20 protein-coding genes are annotated in these 17709 nt (G+C 62.7%); 8 read left to right on the top strand and 12 right to left on the bottom strand.

Annotated features, from left to right (window positions below; translation table 11 throughout):
* Positions 1-29: 29 nt before the first annotated feature.
* The 6 genes from uvrA to AC1DZP_RS16005 all read right to left on the bottom strand — a co-directional run bounded on the left by uvrA (position 30) and on the right by AC1DZP_RS16005 (position 5951).
* Positions 30-2951 carry an excinuclease ABC subunit UvrA gene (uvrA, locus tag AC1DZP_RS16030; RefSeq protein WP_477227310.1) on the bottom strand — a complete coding sequence of 974 codons (2922 nt, stop codon included), beginning with the start codon at positions 2949-2951 and terminating at the stop codon, positions 30-32.
* Between the two features lie 720 nt (positions 2952-3671).
* Positions 3672-3974, bottom strand: coding sequence for a hypothetical protein (locus AC1DZP_RS16025; RefSeq protein ID WP_477304177.1), 303 nt, complete (start codon positions 3972-3974; stop codon positions 3672-3674).
* 80 nt (positions 3975-4054) lie between these two features.
* The gene (locus AC1DZP_RS16020; protein WP_095085064.1) at positions 4055-4660 is read right to left on the bottom strand and encodes an ATP-dependent Clp protease proteolytic subunit; all 606 of its coding nucleotides are present in this window, start codon (positions 4658-4660) and stop codon (positions 4055-4057) included.
* Between the two features lie 26 nt (positions 4661-4686).
* The gene (locus tag AC1DZP_RS16015; protein ID WP_477303686.1) at positions 4687-5187 is read right to left on the bottom strand and encodes an SRPBCC family protein; all 501 of its coding nucleotides are present in this window, start codon (positions 5185-5187) and stop codon (positions 4687-4689) included.
* A 14-nt stretch (positions 5188-5201) separates the two neighbouring features.
* Positions 5202-5516, bottom strand: a complete 315-nt coding sequence (locus AC1DZP_RS16010) for an ArsR/SmtB family transcription factor (protein WP_095085062.1) — start codon at positions 5514-5516, stop codon at positions 5202-5204.
* A gap of 45 nt (positions 5517-5561) precedes the next feature.
* A complete protein-coding gene (locus AC1DZP_RS16005) occupies positions 5562-5951 on the bottom strand; it encodes a cupin domain-containing protein (protein ID WP_477303684.1) in 390 nt (129 codons plus the stop codon).
* 211 nt (positions 5952-6162) lie between these two features.
* Here AC1DZP_RS16005 and AC1DZP_RS16000 point away from each other — a divergent pair, with 211 nt between their 5' ends.
* From AC1DZP_RS16000 to AC1DZP_RS15990, 3 genes are read left to right on the top strand one after another with little or no spacing between them, the layout of a single operon-like run.
* Complete coding sequence (locus AC1DZP_RS16000) at positions 6163-6681, top strand: single-stranded DNA-binding protein (RefSeq protein WP_095085060.1); 519 nt, start codon at positions 6163-6165, stop codon at positions 6679-6681.
* A 27-nt stretch (positions 6682-6708) separates the two neighbouring features.
* Entirely contained in the window at positions 6709-7122 is a 414-nt protein-coding gene (locus AC1DZP_RS15995) for a DUF2306 domain-containing protein (protein ID WP_477303682.1), read from the top strand.
* 48 nt (positions 7123-7170) lie between these two features.
* Positions 7171-7596 carry an OsmC family protein gene (locus tag AC1DZP_RS15990; protein ID WP_477303680.1) on the top strand — a complete coding sequence of 142 codons (426 nt, stop codon included), beginning with the start codon at positions 7171-7173 and terminating at the stop codon, positions 7594-7596.
* Positions 7597-7622: 26 nt separating this feature from the next.
* Here AC1DZP_RS15990 and AC1DZP_RS15985 read toward each other — a convergent pair whose 3' ends face one another.
* From AC1DZP_RS15985 to AC1DZP_RS15975, 3 genes are all read right to left on the bottom strand, one after another.
* Positions 7623-8252 carry a MarC family protein gene (locus AC1DZP_RS15985; RefSeq protein WP_477303678.1) on the bottom strand — a complete coding sequence of 210 codons (630 nt, stop codon included), beginning with the start codon at positions 8250-8252 and terminating at the stop codon, positions 7623-7625.
* Positions 8253-8413: 161 nt separating this feature from the next.
* Positions 8414-8791 carry a VOC family protein gene (locus AC1DZP_RS15980; protein ID WP_477303676.1) on the bottom strand — a complete coding sequence of 126 codons (378 nt, stop codon included), beginning with the start codon at positions 8789-8791 and terminating at the stop codon, positions 8414-8416.
* Between the two features lie 32 nt (positions 8792-8823).
* Positions 8824-9360: a hypothetical protein gene (locus AC1DZP_RS15975; protein WP_477303674.1), complete on the bottom strand. Its 537-nt coding sequence runs from the start codon at positions 9358-9360 to the stop codon at positions 8824-8826.
* Between the two features lie 85 nt (positions 9361-9445).
* Between AC1DZP_RS15975 and AC1DZP_RS15970 the strand changes: the two genes are divergently transcribed.
* On the top strand, positions 9446-10345 hold the full coding sequence (locus AC1DZP_RS15970) for a helix-turn-helix transcriptional regulator (RefSeq protein WP_477303672.1): 900 nt from the start codon (positions 9446-9448) through the stop codon (positions 10343-10345).
* Here AC1DZP_RS15970 and AC1DZP_RS15965 read toward each other — a convergent pair.
* Together AC1DZP_RS15965 and AC1DZP_RS15960 are read right to left on the bottom strand one after the other, a co-directional pair.
* Positions 10309-10929: a ParB-like protein gene (locus tag AC1DZP_RS15965; protein ID WP_477303670.1), complete on the bottom strand. Its 621-nt coding sequence runs from the start codon at positions 10927-10929 to the stop codon at positions 10309-10311. The genes AC1DZP_RS15970 and AC1DZP_RS15965 overlap by 37 nt on opposite strands.
* Positions 10926-12626, bottom strand: coding sequence for a SulP family inorganic anion transporter (locus AC1DZP_RS15960; protein WP_477303668.1), 1701 nt, complete (start codon positions 12624-12626; stop codon positions 10926-10928). The genes AC1DZP_RS15965 and AC1DZP_RS15960 overlap by 4 nt, the downstream gene beginning before the upstream one ends.
* 210 nt (positions 12627-12836) lie before the next feature.
* On the opposite strand from AC1DZP_RS15960, the gene gyrA reads away from it, so the two are divergent.
* Positions 12837-15635 (top strand): DNA gyrase subunit A, encoded by a 2799-nt coding sequence (gene gyrA / locus AC1DZP_RS15955; RefSeq protein ID WP_477303666.1) that lies wholly within the window; start codon positions 12837-12839, stop codon positions 15633-15635.
* Between the two features lie 69 nt (positions 15636-15704).
* Here gyrA and AC1DZP_RS15950 read toward each other — a convergent pair whose 3' ends face one another.
* Positions 15705-15857 carry a hypothetical protein gene (locus AC1DZP_RS15950; RefSeq protein ID WP_095085054.1) on the bottom strand — a complete coding sequence of 51 codons (153 nt, stop codon included), beginning with the start codon at positions 15855-15857 and terminating at the stop codon, positions 15705-15707.
* A gap of 194 nt (positions 15858-16051) precedes the next feature.
* Between AC1DZP_RS15950 and coaD the strand changes: the two genes are divergently transcribed.
* From coaD to AC1DZP_RS15935, 3 genes are read left to right on the top strand one after another with little or no spacing between them, the layout of a single operon-like run.
* Complete coding sequence (gene coaD / locus AC1DZP_RS15945) at positions 16052-16552, top strand: pantetheine-phosphate adenylyltransferase (RefSeq protein WP_477288833.1); 501 nt, start codon at positions 16052-16054, stop codon at positions 16550-16552.
* A 16-nt stretch (positions 16553-16568) separates the two neighbouring features.
* Complete coding sequence (locus tag AC1DZP_RS15940; protein ID WP_095085052.1) at positions 16569-17156, top strand: peptidylprolyl isomerase; 588 nt, start codon at positions 16569-16571, stop codon at positions 17154-17156.
* A 40-nt stretch (positions 17157-17196) separates the two neighbouring features.
* Positions 17197-17709, top strand: a complete 513-nt coding sequence (locus tag AC1DZP_RS15935) for a peptidylprolyl isomerase (RefSeq protein WP_095085051.1) — start codon at positions 17197-17199, stop codon at positions 17707-17709.

Here is a 17709-nt window from a genome sequence, read left to right as displayed (position 1 = left end):
ATGCTCTCCAAGCGCCGACTGGTTCGCCATCACTCCGCCGCTTCGCGCTTGCCTCCGGGGCGCCGCTCCAGCAACTCCTTGAGGAACTGGCCGGTGTAGCTGCGCTTTTCGCGCACGATCGCTTCCGGCGTGCCGGAGGCGACCAGTTCGCCGCCGCCGTCGCCGCCTTCAGGGCCGAGGTCGAGCACCCAGTCGGCGGTTTTTATCACCTCGAGATTATGCTCGATGACCACCACCGTGTTGCCCTGGTCGACCAGTTCGTGCAGCACTTCCAGGAGCTTGGCGACATCGTGGAAATGCAGGCCGGTGGTCGGCTCGTCCAGGATGTAGAGTGTCTTGCCGGTCGCCTTGCGCGACAGTTCCTTGGCCAGCTTGATGCGCTGCGCCTCGCCGCCCGACAGCGTCGTCGCCTGCTGGCCGATATGGATGTAGCCGAGGCCGACCTGCTTCAGCGTGTCGAGCTTGTCGCGCACGCCGGGCACGGCGGCGAAGAAATCGACACCTTCCTCGACCGTCATGTCGAGCACGTCGGCGATCGACTTGCCCTTGAACAGCACGTCGAGCGTCTCGCGGTTGTAGCGCTTGCCGTGGCAGACGTCGCAAGTGACGTAGACGTCGGGCAAAAAGTGCATCTCGATCTTGATGACGCCGTCGCCCTGGCAGGCCTCGCAGCGGCCGCCCTTGACGTTGAAGGAGAAGCGGCCGGGCTGGTAGCCGCGCGCCTTGGCTTCCGGCAGGCCCGCGAACCAGTCGCGGATCGGAGTGAAGGCGCCGGTGTAGGTGGCGGGGTTGGAACGCGGGGTGCGCCCAATCGGCGACTGGTCGATGTCGATGACCTTGTCGAGGAATTCGAGGCCCTCGATGCGGTCATGGTCGGCCGGATGCTCGCGCGAACCCATGATGCGGCGCGACGCCGCCTTGAACAGCGTCTCGATCAGGAAGGTCGACTTGCCGCCGCCCGACACGCCGGTGACGGCAGTGAAGGTGCCGAGCGGGATTTCGGCGGTGACGTTCTTCAGATTGTTGCCGCGCGCGCCGACGATCTTCAGCCGCCGGTTCTTCTTCGCCTCGCGCCGCACGCCGGGCGTCGCCACTTCGAGCGCGCCCGACAAATATTTGCCGGTGATCGAATTCGGATTGGCCATCACCTGCTGCGGCGTGCCCTGGGCGATGATCTCGCCGCCATGGATGCCGGCGGCCGGGCCCATGTCGACGACATAGTCAGCATGCAGGATGGCGTCCTCGTCATGCTCGACGACAATCACCGTGTTGCCGATGTCGCGCAGGTGCTTCAGCGTGTCGAGCAGGCGTGCGTTGTCGCGCTGGTGCAGGCCGATCGACGGCTCGTCCAGAACATAGAGCACGCCGGTGAGACCGGAGCCGATCTGCGAAGCCAGGCGAATGCGCTGGCTCTCGCCGCCCGACAGAGTGCCGGAATTGCGCGACAGCGTCAGGTAGTCGAGCCCGACATCATTGAGGAAGCGCAGCCGCTCGCGGATCTCCTTCAAGACGCGCACGGCGATCTCGTTCTGCTTGTCGTTGAGCGAAGCTGGCAGGTCGGTGAACCACTTGTCGGCGTTGCGGATCGACTGTTCGGTGACTTCGCCGATGTGCTTGCCGGCGATCTTCACGGCCAGTGACTCGGGCTTGAGCCGATAGCCCTTGCAGACCGGGCAAGGCGTCGCCGACATGAAGCGCTCGATCTCCTCGCGCATCCAGGCGGATTCGGTTTCTTTCCAGCGGCGCTCGAGATTGGGGATGACGCCTTCAAAGGTCTTGGTGGTCTTGTAGGAGCGCAGGCCGTCATCATACTGGAAGGTTATTTCGCGCTCGCCGGTGCCGCGCAGGATGGCCTCCTGGGCTTCCGCGCTCAAATCCCTGAACTTGTCGCCGAGCTTGAAATTGTAGGCCTTGCCCAGCGCTTCCAGCGTCTGCGCGTAGTAGGGCGAGGTCGATTTCGCCCACGGGCTGACCGCACCGTCGCGCAGCGAAACGTTCTCGTCGGGCACGACGAGGTTGGGGTCGATGGCGCGCTGGCTCCCGAGACCGTCGCAGGTCGGGCAGGCGCCAAACGGATTGTTGAAGGAGAAAAGACGTGGCTCGATTTCCGGAATGGTGAAGCCGGAGACCGGACAGGCGAACTTTTCCGAGAACAGGATGCGCTCGTGCGTCTCGTTCTTGGACTTGTTGACCGAATCCTCGCCGGTCTGGCTGGCGTCGAGCGGCTTGTCGGCGAATTCGGCGACCGCCAGCCCATCGGCGAGCCTCAGTGCCGTCTCGATGGAATCGGCTAGCCGGGTGGCGAGATCCCCACGCACGACGATGCGGTCGACGACGACGTCGAGGTCATGCTTGTACTTCTTGTCCAGCGCCGGCACGTCGGCGATTTCATAGAAGACGCCGTCGACCTTGACGCGCTGAAAGCCCTTCTTCTGCAGTTCCAGCAATTCCTTGCGGTACTCGCCTTTGCGGCCGCGCACCATCGGCGCCAGAATGAACAGGCGGGTGCCCTCCTCGACCGCCAGCACACGGTCGACCATCTGTGACACTGTCTGGCTTTCGATCGGCAGGCCGGTGGCCGGCGAATAGGGGACGCCGACGCGCGCGAAAAGAAGCCGCATATAGTCGTAGATTTCGGTGACGGTACCGACGGTCGAACGCGGGTTCTTCGAGGTCGTCTTCTGCTCGATCGAAATGGCCGGCGACAGGCCGTCGATCTGGTCGACGTCCGGCTTCTGCATCATTTCGAGGAATTGCCGCGCATAGGCCGACAGGCTCTCGACATAGCGGCGCTGGCCTTCGGCGTAGATGGTGTCGAAGGCGAGCGACGATTTGCCAGACCCGGACAGGCCGGTCATGACGATCAGGCTGTCACGCGGCAAGTCGAGATCGACATTCTTCAAATTGTGTTCGCGCGCCCCGCGAATGGAAAGATATTTATGGTCGGCCATTGCCGGTCGCCGCCTCAGAAGCTGGAATTTCCTGGAATGGCGGGTTTTCCCGGCCATCCCCTATGTAGGTAATTTTGCCGCCACGTCGAGAGACGCCACAATTCCCGACAAAAGCGTTTAACCGTCTTTCGCGTGAACGGGCAAGCGGAAAGAACAAAGGCCGAACACGCTCCTGACAAAGCTGTGCAAAACTGACTTGTACGTAACCTCCCGGTGATCACGTTTTTCGGTAACCGGCTATTGATGGTTGACGTCCCCGACTCAGGGGAGCAGTGTCCAGAAGTCAACTGAAGCCGGCCGTCTTTCGATGGCCTCGCCGCCAGAGGCGGCCTGCGAGACGCCGCAGGCATCTGCGATTTGTGCTTCGGGACGACACGTCGCAACGGACAAGGGAGTGGAGCCATGACGCCACCGGATCGTCCCCTAGGGTTCCAGTTGTCACTGGAGCCGCGGCAGGCATAAGTGCCAGGGTTTAGCGTTTGCGCCACCCGACAAACCGTGACCTGCCATATCCCACAAAAATCAGAGACTGCTAGTCGGATCGTCGGCTGAATGCCGCGGAGCATCCGAAATCAAACGCCGGCAGTACACTCCCGGCAAAATTGGATTTGAGATCCAAAAAGGCCCCGTCCGTTTGCGCAAAGCACGGCGGGGCCATTTTCATGCGCGGCTTGTTTTGTCGACCATGGCGCGGCGCACGACGCTGGACAGATCATGCAGTCAGTGGCGCGGCAGCCCGGTGGCGCCAGCGCCGACATCAACTGTGATGCTGCCTGAAATCCTGACATCCGTGTTGCCGATCTTGAACTGGCCGTTCCCATTGCTGGGGGATGCGTCGTCGGGTTCGGGCTGCGGAGCCGGCTTGGCGATGCGATAGTCGCTGGTCACGCCGGGCAGGGCGCCTTTCCGCACTGCTGGCGAGCTGTCGTCGGCAAGGGCGGTGCCGCTCATGGAGCCGGCAAGAGCGATCACGACCACGGCGATGACGCGATGCAATGTTCTGGACGGATGAGTGTCGGTCATCGCCCAGTTATAGGGGCGTGTCGACGAGGCGACCAGACCGGCGTCGTCAAATCTTCGACAGCCGGCGACGCGCTTCAGCCTCACGCGGCCTGTTTGCGCGTGTCGAAAACATGGTCGACTAGACCCCAGGCCTGAGCCTCGCGGGCCGTCATGAAGTGGTCGCGGTCCAGCGTGCGCTCGACCTCTTCATATGTGCGGCCGCAATGCTGCGCATAGAGTTCGGCCATATGCCGCTTTGTCTGGCCGATGCGCTCGGCATGGCGCTGGATGTCGGAGGCCTGACCCTGGAATCCACCCAGCGGCTGATGCAGCAGGATGGTGGCGTTCGGCAGCGAGATGCGACGCCCGGCCGTGCCCGCCATCAACAGGAACGAGGCCATCGACGCGGCAAAGCCCATGCACACCGTCGACACCGGGCAGCTGATGTATTGCATGGTATCGTAGATGGCGAAGCCGCTGGTCACCACGCCGCCAGGCGAGTTGATGTAGAGCGATATCTCCTTGTCGGGATTGTCCGATTCCAGCGACAGCAGCTGCGCGCAGACCAGCGCCGAAATGTCGTCGTTGATTTCACCGTTGATGAAGATGATGCGCTCGCGCAGCAGGCGCGAGAAAATGTCGAAGGCGCGTTCGCCGCGGCTCGATTGCTCGATCACCATCGGAACCAGATTGGCAAGGCCGCTCATTGTTTCGTCTCCGTCCGTTTCATTGTTCAGGCCGCGCGCAGCAACAGCAAAGGCGTGTTCGCGGCGGCCGGCCATCTTGGATTGCGCGACCCCAGCGAAAGCCTGCAGCCTGCGCCGGCCATGGCAACAGCGGGCATTGCCGTTCGGGCAAAACCGTCATGGACGATGCGCAGATGCGTGCCGCCGGAGACGGTGCGGGCGAGTGTGAAGGTGACAATGCTGTCGAGCGGGCTGTCGAGCCGAGCCTGCCGCCCGGCATCGCCTGGCTGCGGCCGCTCGCGCCAGGAATAGCGCAGCAGCCGTTCGGGCTCGGCGTCGATGATCTCGCATTCGATCGCCGCCTCTGGCCCGGCGAAGGCAAAACGGCTGCCGGTCTCAGGGCTGATGTCGTTCGGCATCATCCATGCGGCGAGCAGCTCGGGCACGGTCAGTGCGCGCCACACCTTTTCCGGCGGCTCCGGCAGGTCGCACTCAAACTCGATCGCGTCAGGCGCGGTGTTGGTGTCCGCGTGGCTTTGGTCTGTCATTGATCCCATGCTCTTCATTGATCCATGTCCTTCAAAACCGCCTTCAGCCTTTCGATGCGCTCCGGCCAGAAGGTCCGGTAGCGTTCGATCCAGGAGAGCAAGGGGGCAAGCCCTTGCGGGTCGGCGCGATAGTAGGCGTTGCGGCCCGCTCGCCGCTCGACCACCAAGCCAGCGCCGCGCAACACCGCCAGATGCTGGGAGACGGCGGGTTGCGACACCGTCATGCCGCTGCGCAATTCCGAGACGCTCATTTCGCCAGCGGCAAGCTGCTCAAAGACGGCGCGGCGCGTCGGGTCGGCAAGGGCGCGGAAAATCTCTGCTTCGATCATGACGAAAGCATAAGTCGATACTTATTGATTTGGCAAGCGCTGTTTTTACGAGTTTGCCGGAAGCCAGCGCCTCACCAGCCCGGCAGGTCCATCAAACGTCGCCTCGAAGATTGGCGACGCAAGCACGGCGTGGATGTGAAGCGTACCGGTGCCGACGTTCTTGAACCCGTGTTTCCTGTTCGCGGGAACAACGAGAGACTGGCCAGAGGTCAGGACGTTGTGCTCATCGTCGATCCACATCTCGGCCCTGCCGGCGATAACGGTCAGCACTTCCTCGACGGGATGCCAATGCGTTGGGGCACCTACCGTGGGCTCGACCCATTGCTCGAATATGCAAAGTTGCGATGCACCGTTGCTTGCCGACACATGCATACGCGTTCCCACACCTGCTCGCCATTGCTCGCGCGGCTGGTCCTCATGTGTGACGGAGTTCATTGATTGCCCCCGACCCATTCCCGATTTCATGGAAATTTCGGACCGGAACACTACATCTTGCTGACAAACATTGACAGAACGCCACGGGCGTCATAGAACGAAAAGGGAACAAAAACCTTGTGGGAAAAGCCAGCCATAGCAGGCGGCGATGGTCTGCAGCCTGTAAGGTGCTGCGACAAAAATTTGTTTCGGATGAGCGCGGAGAAATATCATGGCGGGTAGCGTCAACAAGGTCATTCTGGTCGGCAACCTCGGTGCAGATCCGGAAATCCGTCGCCTGAACTCGGGCGAGCCGGTCGTCAACATCCGCATTGCGACGTCGGAAAGCTGGCGCGACAAGAATTCCGGCGAGCGCAAGGAAAAGACCGAGTGGCACAACGTCGTCATCTTCAACGATCAGCTTGCCAAGGTGGCCGAGCAGTATCTGAAGAAGGGCATGAAGGTCTATGTCGAGGGCCAGTTGCAGACGCGCAAATGGCAGGACCAGACCGGCAACGACAAGTACACGACGGAAGTCGTGCTGCAGAAATTCCGCGGCGAGCTACAGATGCTCGACGCACGCGGTCAGGGTGAGGGCGGTCAGGTCGGCGGCTATGCCGGTGGCGGCAGCAGCCGTGGTTCCGATTTCGGCCAGTCCAGCCCGAGCGAAAGCTTCAATCGTGGTGGCGGCGCCAAGAGCGGCGGTGGCGGCGGTTCGTCGCGCGAACTGGACGACGAAATCCCGTTCTGAGGACAATCAGCCACCGGAGAGGCGGCAATGTCGCTGCAACCGCTGCTTGCCGCCCCTTCTCCGGTTCCCTGGCATGCCTTTGCGGCTTTCGCCGCGCTGGTGATAGGGGCCACGCAGCTGGCGCTGCCGAAGGGAACGCGGCGCCATCGCATCGCGGGCTATGTCTGGGCCGCGCTGATGCTGGTCATCGCCGTCTCGAGTTTCTGGATTCATCAGATCCGCCTCGTCGGCCCTTTCAGTCCGATCCATCTCCTGTCGATCCTGGTGCTGGTCACCGTACCGCTGGCGGTGTGGCACGCGCACAGTCATCGGGTCGCCAAGCATCGCAAGTCGATGATTGCGCTGTATGTCTTTGCGCAGGTCGGGGCCGGCATCTTCACGCTGTTGCCGGGCAGGGTCATGCACGATGTCGTCTTTGGCGTCGCGCGAGCCGGACCATGATCCTATTTAATCCTTGAGGCGGATGACCCCAAGTGGAAGGAATATCAGATGAAAGCACGTGTAAAGTGGGTGGAGGAGCGCACCTTCGTCGGCGAATCCGGCAGCGGCCACAAAGTAGTGCTGGGAACCGCGCTCGGACCGGAAGGCAAGACGCCAGGACCTAGCCCGATGGAACTGGTGCTGATCGGCACCGGCGGCTGTTCGGCCTATGATGTCGTGCATATCCTCGAAAAGGGGCGCGAGGCGATCGAGGATTGCGTGGTCGAGCTCGACGCCGACCGGGCCGAAACCGAGCCCAGGGTGTTCACCCGCATCCACATGCATTTCGTGGTCAAGGGCCGGTCGCTCTCCAGCGACAAAGTCAAACGGGCGATCCATCTTTCGATCGAAAAATACTGCTCAGCCTCCGCGATGCTGGCCAAGACCGCCACGATCACCCACGATTTCGAAGTCATCGATACAACGGCGAAGTAGGGCCGGCTTCGGCGGCTCGTCGCGAGCTATCCCGCCATCAGCGCCTTGATGCCGTCGGCGACGAACTGCACGGCAAGTGCGGCCAGGATGACGCCGAGCAGCCGGGTCAGGATCGAACGCCCGGTCTGGCCGAGGATGCGGTCGATACGTTCCGACAGCACGAACACCAAATAGGTGATGGCAAGGCAGACGAAGATGATGCCGACCAGCGCCGCCTGCGCGGCGAAGCCCTGGAATGAACTGGACAAAAGCACCGTCGCCGAAATGGCGCCGGGGCCGGCGATCAGCGGGATCGCCAGCGGGAAGGCGGCGATGTTGTGGATCATGTCCTTGGTGATGGCGACGTCGCCGATCTTCTCCTTGCGGTCCTGCCGTCGCTCGAACACCATTTCGAAAGCGATGAAGAACAACAGGAAGCCACCGGCGACGCGGAAGGCCGGCAGCGTGATGCCGAAGACCGACAGGATCGAGGCGCCGGCAACCGCAAACAGCGCCATCACCAGAAAACCGATGGTCGAGGCGCGGACGGAAACCTGCTGGCGCTCCTCGCGGTTCATGCCGCGTGTCACGGCAAGGAACAGCGGCGCCAGACCAGGCGGATCGATGGTCACGAGAATGGTGACGAAGGCGTTGAACAGGCTGTCGAAGCTCGGCATCTCTGACCCCTCCCGCCGGGCCGCGCCCGCACCATGACATTGGTAGAGCAAAGCCCGGTCGGTGGGAACTGTCAGCGGGACGAAACCGAAACTTCGACACCCCTTTCATCTTGACGCAATTCCGGACAGGAAGCCGTTTCACATTTTATTCTGGAGTTGTTTTAGCCGGCAGCGCCGCAATAGGCCTCGATGCGATAACCGTCCGGATCGACGACGAAGGCGGCATAGTAGTTTTCGCCATAGTCGGCGCGCAGGCCCGGTGCGCCATTGTCGCTGCCGCCTTCGCGCAAGCCGCCGGCATGGAAGGCGTCGACGCTGCTCCGCGTCGGTGCCGCGAAGCAGAAATGCAGGCCGGATTTTGCGTCTGGTGGCACCGGCCGCGCGGCCTCGTTGACCCACAGCACGACGCCTTGCGCGCCATAACCCAAGGAGCCCGGCGACTGGCTGAGACAGCTATAGCCGAGAGGCTTCAGCGCAGCATCGTAGAAGCGCTTGGAAGCGGCGGCGTCGCGAACGCCGATCGAGATATGATCGAACATATTTTTCTCCATTGTTACAATGCCTTGTAGCGTCAGGTTGTTGCCGTTCGGCGCGCCAGGAATTCGACTTCCAGCCGCCATGTCGCGCCATTGTCGTGTGAGCGCTCGCCGAGCCAGCGGAAGGAATTCTCGGTGATGCGCGAAAAGCTCCAGCGCACCGAGGAGCCGGTGCCATCGGCGCCCAGTTGCGCGATCGTATCGCCTTCGGCACGGCCGAGCTGGCGACTGTAATACTGGTTGCGCGGGTCGCTCCAGAAGATGTGCCAGGCGTCGGCGGCGGGGTCGTAGACGCGCAATGTCGTGCCATAGAACGTCCATATGCCGAGCAAAGGCGAGGGGCCGGCGTCCCGCGCGGGCAGGATCCACACGTCCTGGATTGCGCGGCCTTCCAGCACCCAGCCGAAATGCACCTCGCCACGCCCGGTAAGCACCGTGCCGTCCTCGAGATGGCGGGAGGCGTTAAAAGTCCAGGCGCCGACGAAACGGCCATAGAGGTTCAGTTTTTCAGCAAGTCCGTCGATTGGTCCGGCACTGTGCAAGGCTTCGGCAAAGGAGGATTGGTCGTACATGGTTCCGGTCTCTTCTTGTCAGGAGACCGGGAGGAGTAGGCCGCGATGGGGTTCTGGGCTTGGGAAAAATTGCTATATTTCGGTCATGACAGCGACCACGCGTACCCTCGCATCAGGGGCCGGCTGGCACGTGGCGGATGTGATCTGCACGGTCGGCGCCGGTGAGCGGCCGTTCGAGGAGGCCCATCGGGATTTCTGCGTCGCCGCGGTCTCCAGCGGCACGTTCCGCTATCGCGCGCAACAAGGCACGGCGATGCTGGCGCCCGGCGCGCTCCTGCTCGGCAATCCCGGCACATGCTACGAATGCGGGCATGAACATGGCAGCGGCGACCGTTGCCTCTCGTTCCATTTCGGGCCGGCCTATATGGAACGGATCGTGGCTGGCGTGCCCGGCGCGAAAAGGCTGGCCTTCGAGGCGCCGCGCTTGCCACCGTTGCCGGCCCTGGCATCCTTGCTCGCCGAAGCGGAAACCGCTCGCGAGATGGCCGACGTCGACGCCTTCGAGGAACTCGGGCTGCGCATTGCGGGTGCCGCGGTGGCAGCAGTCTCCAGCCCCGCGTATGTCAGGCGTGCGCCAAGCCGCCGCGATCAAAAACGGGTCGCCGAAGCGGTGCGGCGGATCGAACTGGATGCCGACAGGCCGGTTTCGCTTTCAGCGCTTGCCGATGAGACCGCGACCAGCCCCTATCATTTCCTGCGCATCTTCCGGCAGGTCGCGGGCATGACGCCCTACCAGTTCCTGCTTAAGACCCGGCTGCATCGCGCGGCGGTGCGGCTGCGCCTGTCCGACGATGCGGTTTCGGTGATCGCCTTCGACGCAGGCTTCAACGATTTGTCGACGTTCAATCGCCGGTTTCGACGCGTCATGGGCGAGACGCCGGGCCAGTATCGCATGCGCCGGGCGAGCGGCGTTGTGCCGCCTTTATCCGTCGCTGCGGCCTTGCGGCGTCAGTCCGATGTCGGCCCGCACCAGCCGGGCAGGTAGTCGGCGTCCTTGGCCTTGGCCAGGTTCAGGGCCTCCTTCATCGCCTTGTCGAAATTCTTCGCCACCGCATCCCGGCCGATGCGCCGGCGCAAAAAATCCGCCCACAGGAATTCACTGAACGGGGTGGTGTCCTTGGCGAAACCACCTTGCCGGCGCAGTTCACCGGCCATGCTCCGGTAGGGGTCGTCGACGAGTTCGGCCATGGTTTTGGGAATAGCGTTGTAGCCCCGGCGCCTGCCGTTCTCGTCGAACGGATGCATCCAGCCGCGATTGTCGAGCACGAAGAGGAAGGCGTCCTTGTCTAGGTCCGACAGGTCGCTGATCACCGTAACCAGAACATCCCCGATGCCTTCCTCGAGCAGGGCACGGGCGAGATGGTGGTGATCGGTGACATAGTTGCGCTTCTTCGGCCCCAGCACGACGGGGACCATATGGGTGCCGAGAAAAGTGCCGGTCTTCCTGGCGCTCTGTAAGCGGAGCATCTGGCGCTTCAAGGCGACTTCCCGCATGCCGACGGTGATCTGCGTCGGCCGTAGATCTCTGACTGCGACCGGGGTCAACAAGGGTTCCCGCGTGGTGGTCATTTGGCTTTGTCCTGTTGTTGCGGCTGCTGGTCTGGAGCGAGCGTCCTGATGGCGGCATCGACACTGCGAAAAATCCGCTGCGGGCCGATCAGGTCGGCGATGCCAAATCGTGCCAGCGCCGCCTGGGCGCGCAGCGATTCCATCCGCGCGATGGCAAAGATCGCGCCCGCATTGCGGCAATGGGTGATGGTGTCGATCAGGGCTTGCGCGGCAGTGTAGTCGATCTCGACGATGTTGCTGGCCTCCAGCACGACCAGCTTCACGCTCCCACCCCTGGCATCGACAAGATCGACAAAGCCGCGCTTGAAGCCGTCGGCATTGACAAAGGACAGCGGCGCCTGGAATGCCGCGACGAGCACGCCGGGGAGCTGTTCGCCGGCAACTGGTTCGCTGGGCGGCCACCACACCGAAGTCCCCGGCACCTGTTCCAGTTCGATCAGATGCGTGCGCGTTGCGGTCCAGAGTCCATGCAGGAGCGACAGGCCGATGCCGATCGCAACGCCGGTCTCGATGGGTAGCACGACGATGGCTGCCATGGTGATGAGGATCAATGCGAATTCGACCGGCGCCTGCCGGTAGACATTGGCGAACACCTTCCAGCGCAGAATGTGCTGGGCGACGAACAGCAGAACACCGGCAAGGGCGGCCTGTGGAACATCGGCGAGCAGGCCGCCACCGAAAGCACCCAGCGCCAGCACGATGGCCGCGGCAATGATACCCGCGACCTGTGAGCGGCCACCCGACTGGGAGACGATTGCCGTGCGCGGCGGGCTGGCATTGACCGCAAAGGCGCCGAACAGGCCCGATGCGATGCTGCCGGCACCGACGCCGACGAAATCGCGATTGACGTCGGGAGCGTCACCCTGTTGCGGCGCGAAGGAGCGGGAGGTGGCCGCTGTCTGCACCATGACGACGATGGCGATCAGCAATGCCAGCGGGACCAGCGCCTGCACATCGCCAAGGCTGGCAAGCGGCAGGCTGGCCCGTGGCAGGCCATTGGGCAAGGCGCCGAGCACCTCGACGCCGCGATCCTCGAGGCCGAAGACGGCAACCGCAGAGGTGGCGAGCACCATGCCGATCAATGCGCCGGGGATGCGGGCGCTGATGCGTTCGGCGCAGAATACGGTTCCGAACACGCCGAGGCCGACGCCGAGGCTCCAGGGATTGGTGAGGTGCAGGCTGCCGGCGATCTCACCGATGCGTCGCAAGGTTTGACCGTTCTGGGCGGGCAGGCCGAGCAGTCCGGGCAATTGCGAAACGATGATATGGATGGCGATGCCGGCCAGAAAACCCGTCGTGACCGGCAACGACAAGAGGTCGGCGACCCAGCCAAGGCGAAAGACACCGCTCAGAATCACGATCAGCCCGACCATCAGCGCCAGCATGGAAGCCAGCGCCAGATAGTGCGGCGACCCGGCTGCGGCGAGCACGGCGAGACTGCCGGCAAACAGAGGCGTGATGGTCGAATCCGCACCGGCCGACAGGTGCCGGTTGGCTCCGAACAGCGCGAACGCCACCGAACCGGCAACAAAAGCGAAGAAGCCGACCTCGGGAGCAAAGCCGCCGAGCCGGGCGGTCGCCATCTGTTCGGGAATGGCGATCGCGGCCAGTGTGAGGCCCGCGACCAGATCGCCGTTCAGATCCCTCGGCGTCCAACCACTCAGGGCTCGCAACGGCAGCCAAGAGGTCCAATTCATCGCGCTCGTGGCTTTCGCTGGGGGAAAACGGTCCATCGCAGGCTTTTGCCTTGGTGGCGGCGAAACCGCCTTGGCCATATCGTCGCAATCAGTGGTATCCTTTTGAAATTACCACCAAAATTGACACTGGAAAAGTGCCGCGGATATTGGAGTTTCGGGCTTGCTTCCTATATAAGCAGCAAGTGATTCCTGATTAGATTGTGATCCGATTTGACCGACCAAAAGACACCGCGCGGCGCCGACGGCGGCCCCACCGGCATTGAGCCGATATCCATCGTCGAGGAGATGCAGCGCTCCTATCTCGATTACGCCATGAGCGTGATCGTCAGCCGTGCGCTGCCGGACGTGCGCGACGGCCTGAAGCCGGTGCATCGCCGCATTCTCTTCGCCTCGCATGAGAGCGGTTACCACTGGAACCGCAAATATGTGAAGTCGGCGCGCCCGGTCGCCGACGTGATGGGTAAATACCATCCGCATGGCGACGCCTCGATCTACGACGCTTTGGTGCGTATGGCGCAGGACTGGTCGCTGCGCGTGCCGCTGATCGACGGACAGGGCAATTTCGGCTCCATTGACGGCGATCCGCCGGCGGCGATGCGCTATACCGAATCGCGGCTGACCAAGGTCGCGCATGAGCTGCTGGAGGATATCGACAAGGACACCGTCGATTTCCAGGATACCTATGATGCGTCCGGCAGCGAGCCCAAGGTTCTGCCGGCACGGTTCCCCAATCTGCTGGTCAACGGCTCCGGCGGCATTGCCGTCGGCATGGCGACCAACATCCCGCCGCACAATCTCAGCGAAGTCTGCAATGGCGCCATCGCCATCATCGACAATCCGGCGATCGACCTGCCGGCGCTGATGGAGATCATCCCGGGCCCGGATTTCCCGACCGGCGGCATCGTGCTTGGCCGTTCCGGCATCTACAGCGCCTATTCGACCGGCCGCGGCTCCATCGTCATGCGCGGCAAGGTCAACATCGAACAACGCGGCAACGACCGCGAGTCGATCATCATCACCGAGGTTCCCTACCAGGTGAACAAGTCGTCGATGATCGAGAAGATGGCCGAACTGGTGCGCGACAAGCGCATTGAGGGCATTTCCGACATCCGCGACGAAAGCGACCGCCAAGGCTACCGCGTCGTCATCGAACTGAAGCGCGACGCCGTCGCCGACGTCATCCTCAACCAGCTTTACCGCTTCACGCCGCTGCAGACCTCCTTCGGCGCCAATATGGTTGCGCTCAACGGCGGCAAGCCGGAACTGCTGACGTTGACCGACATGCTGAGGGCGTTCGTCGCCTTCCGCGAGGAAGTGATCACCCGGCGCACGAAATTCCTGCTGCGCAAGGCGCGCGACCGCGCCCATGTGCTGGTCGGTCTCGCCATCGCCGTCGCCAACATCGACGAAGTGATCAAGCTCATCCGCACCGCGCCGGATCCGCAGACGGCGCGTGAGCAGTTGATGGAGCGGCGGTGGCCGTCTGGCGACGTCGAATCGCTGATCCTGTTGATCGACGATCCGCGCCATCGCATCAATGAGGATGGCACCTACAACCTGTCCGAGGAGCAGGCGCGCGCCATCCTCGAACTGCGCCTGCAGCGCCTGACCGCGCTCGGCCGCGACGAGATCGCCGACGAGTTGAACACGATCGGCGCCGAAATCATTGATTACCTGGACATTTTGTCTTCCCGCGCGCGGGTCCAGCAGATCGTCAAGGATGAGCTTGCCGCCGTTCGCGACGAGTTTGGCACGCCACGCCGCACCGAGCTCACCGATGGTGGCGCGGACATGGAAGACGAGGACCTGATCCAGCGCGAGGACATGGTCGTGACGGTGAGCCATTCGGGCTACATCAAGCGCGTGCCGCTGTCGCTCTACCGGGCGCAGCGCCGCGGCGGCAAGGGCCGCTCCGGCATGTCGACCAAGGAAGAGGATTTCGTCACAAGGCTGTTCGTTGCCAACACGCACACGCCGGTGCTGTTCTTCTCCTCGCGCGGCATCGTCTACAAGGAGAAGGTCTGGCGGCTGCCGATCGGCAACCCGCAATCGCGCGGCAAGGCGCTGATCAACATGCTGCCGCTGGAGCAGGGTGAGCGCATCACCACCATCATGCCGCTGCCCGAGGACGAGACCAGCTGGGGCGAGCTCGATGTGATGTTCGCCACCACGCGTGGCACCGTGCGACGCAACAAGCTTTCCGACTTCGTCCAGGTCAACCGGAACGGCAAGATCGCCATGAAGCTGGAGGAGGAGGGCGACGAGATCCTTGGCGTCGAGACCTGCACCGACAATGACGACGTGCTGCTCACCGCCAGCTCCGGCCAGTGCATCCGCTTCTCGGTCGGCGACGTCCGGGTCTTCCAGAGCCGCAATTCGGTCGGCGTGCGCGGCATAACCATGGCCGAGACCGACCGCATCATCTCGATGTCGGTGATCGAGAATGTCGATGCGCCGCCGGCCGAACGTGCCGCCTATCTCAAGCGGGCAGCGGCCGAACGGCGCCTTGCCGCTGGCATCGCGGCTGGCGAAGAGGAAGAGATCGCGCTGACCAATGAAGAGGTCGGCGAGGAGACTGAGCTTTCCGACGAGCGCTACGAGTTCCTCAAGCAACACGAGCAGTACGTGCTGACGGTGACCGAATATGGTTACGGCAAGCGCTCGTCGTCCTATGATTTCCGGCTGACCGGACGCGGCGGCAAGGGCATTCGTGCCACCGACGTTTCGAAGGTAGCCGAGATCGGCAGGCTGGTGGCGACCTTCCCGGTCGGCAATGACGACCAGATCATGCTGGTGTCGGACGGCGGTACCGTCATTCGGGTGCCGGTGAACGGCATCCGTTTCGCCAGCCGCGCCACCAAGGGCGTGACCATCTTCAACACTGCTGAAGGTGAAAAGGTGGTTTCGGTCGAGCGGATATCCGAACCGCAGGCGGACGAGGAAATCGAAGAAAGCGCCGGCTCTGAGATTGATCCAACGGCGGACGCCGGCCCGGACAGCGCTGAATAAGTCCAGCGCCAGGTTTTGACATAGCAACGCCGGCCCATTGGCCGGCGTGGTGGCACGTTCAGGCGAAACTTAGTAGTGGCGATATGGCTTGCGGGGGCCAAAACCTTCGAAGCGCTTGGTGTTGGCCTTGATGCGGATGCGCTGAGCCTCCTGATGCAAGCCGAAAACGGTGGCGATCAGCATGGCGACGGTCATTGCGGTGGCGAGCATGTAGATCAGCATGTGTGTGTTCTCCTGCGCCTAACAACGAAGATATGGGATTTTGGTTTCATCTTATTAAGGTGCAACCTAGTGAACGCTGCGTGAAGGCTTCGTGATCAGCGTGTTCATCTGTCGTTCACGTGGCGGAAAAGGTTCACGACCGGCTCGCCAATCGGATTTGCCTTTGCGAGAGAGGCTCGTTAGAAGCACCAGCCATGACTGAACGCATCGCCCTCTATGCCGGCTCCTTCGACCCGTTGACCAACGGCCATCTCGACGTGCTGAAAGCGTCGCTGGCGGTGGCCGACGTCGTCTATGCGGCCATCGGCATCCACCCGGGCAAGCAGCCGCTGTTTTCCTTCGAGGAACGGGTGGCGCTGATCGAGAGTGCGACGAAGACTTTATTTGGCCGCGACGGTGCGCGCATCAAGGTTGTCGCCTTCGACGGGCTGGTCATCGACGCGGCCAGGAAGCAGGGCGCCTCGATCATGATCCGCGGCCTGCGCGACGGCACCGACCTCGACTACGAGATGCAGATGGCCGGCATGAACGAGACCATGGCGCCTGAACTGCAGACGGTTTTTCTGCCCGCCAGCCCGTCCGTGCGCACCATTACCGCCACACTTGTCCGCCAGATTGCCTCGATGGGAGGCGACATCCGCCCCTTCGTGCCGGCGGCGGTTGCCGGTGCGCTCACCGCCAAATTCGCGAAATAAGATCCCGGAGATTGATATGCAGCTGAAAAAGCTTGCCTCGTTCCTCATTGTGCTTGCCGGTCTTGTGACTTCGTCTGTCTCGGCCTTCGCCGCCGACCCGGAAAACACCATGATCATCACGCTGAAGGACGGCGACGTCACCATCGCGCTTCGGCCCGATCTGGCACCCAAGAACGTCGCGCAGATCAAGAAGCTGGTGCGCCAGGGCGCCTATGACAACGTCGCCTTCCACCGCGTCATCGACGGCTTCATGGCGCAGACCGGCGACGTCAAGTTCGGTAACATGAAGAAGGGTTTTAGCGCCGAGGCCGTCGGCACCGGCGGTTCCGATCAACCCGACCTGCCGGCCGAATTCTCGCAGACCGAACACTACAAGCGCGGCGTGGTCGGCATGGCCCGCTCGCAGGACCCCAACTCCGCCAATTCGCAGTTCTTCATCATGTTCGCGCCGGCGCCGCCCCTCGATGGCCAATACACCATCGTCGGCACCGTCGTCAGCGGCATGGAGCTGGTGGACCACATCAAGAAGGGCGACGAAGCTGACAATGGCACGGTCACCGACCCTGACCGGATGCTCAAGGTGCGCATCGCCGCAGACAAGTAAAGTTGTCGAATAACTCTGTTTTCTGAAAAGGATATCTGACATGGCCGAGATCAAGGACCGCGAAAACGCGCTCATCATGGAGACGACCAAGGGCAACGTCGTCATCGAACTTTTCCCCGACCTGGCGCCTGGCCATGTCGCCCGTATCAAGGAACTGGCACGCGAAGGCGCCTATGACGGCGTGGTCTTCCACCGCGTCATCGACGGCTTCATGGCGCAGACCGGCGACGTCAAGTTCGGCAATTCCAGCAAGCCCTCCTTTGCTCCGTCGCGTGCGGGCATGGGCGGCTCCGACAAGCCCGACCTCAAGGCTGAATTCTCCAATGCCAACCATGGGCGCGGCACCTGTTCGATGGCCCGTTCGCAAAACCCGAACTCGGCCAATTCGCAGTTCTTCATCTGCTTCGACGATGCCGCCTTCCTCAACCGCCAGTACACGGTCTGGGGCCAGGTCATCGAAGGCATGGACAATGTCGACAAGATCAAGCGCGGCGAGCCGGTGCCGGATCCCGACAAGATCGTGTCGCTGAAGGTCGCGGCCGACGTCAAGTAA

It is taken from the genome of Mesorhizobium sp. P2_F8 (genome assembly GCF_056403655.1).
The sequence above is the reverse complement of the archived record's forward strand: the minus strand, read 5'-3'. Positions and strand labels throughout refer to the sequence as shown.